The sequence below is a fragment of the Alcanivorax sp. HI0083 genome (genome assembly GCF_001635175.1).
The window spans coordinates 1-611 of sequence record NZ_LWFX01001710.1; the positions used below are offsets into that span (position 1 = coordinate 1).

At 60.4% G+C, this 611-nt stretch carries 1 protein-coding gene; it reads right to left on the bottom strand.

Going from position 1 to position 611, the window contains the following annotated elements:
- Positions 1–611 (bottom strand): SDR family NAD(P)-dependent oxidoreductase (locus tag A3754_RS24985; RefSeq protein WP_156497218.1); only part of this gene is annotated, 611 nt, incomplete at both ends.

The following is a 611-nucleotide window of genomic DNA, read 5'->3' on the forward strand; positions in this document are numbered from 1 at the left end:
TGGTGGGCGCGATCATCGGTGTGCGCACCAGCGGCATGTTGATAGTGGTAAAGCGGATCCCCTCGTGGGCCAGCTCGCTGGAGGCGCAGCGGGTGAAAGCATCCAGTGCCGCTTTGGAGGCCACATAGGCGGAAAAGCGGGGTGCATTGGTGAGCACGCCGATGCTGGAAATGTTAATCACATGGCCGCCGCCGTTTTCGATCATGCTGGGCATCAGTTGCATGATCAGTCGCAGGGCGCCGAAGTAATTGAGCTGCATGGTGCGTTCGTAATCGTGGAAACGGTCAAACGCATGGACCACGGAACGGCGAATGGAACGCCCGGCGTTGTTCACCAGAATATCCACATGGCCATGATCGGCGAGGACCTGCTGGATTAAATTGTCCACGTCGGTCAGGTCGGACACATCACAGCTGTAAGCCTGTGCGGTGCCGCCCAGCTGGTCGATTTCATGCAGGGTTTCTTCCAGTTTTTCGGCGGTGCGGGCAATCACCAGCACGGTGGCGCCGGCGCGAGCCAGCTTCAGCGCGCTGGCCTTGCCGATACCGGACGTGGCGCCGGTAACCATTACTACCTTGCCTTCCACCCGTTCGGGCAGGGTGGGCAGCGGT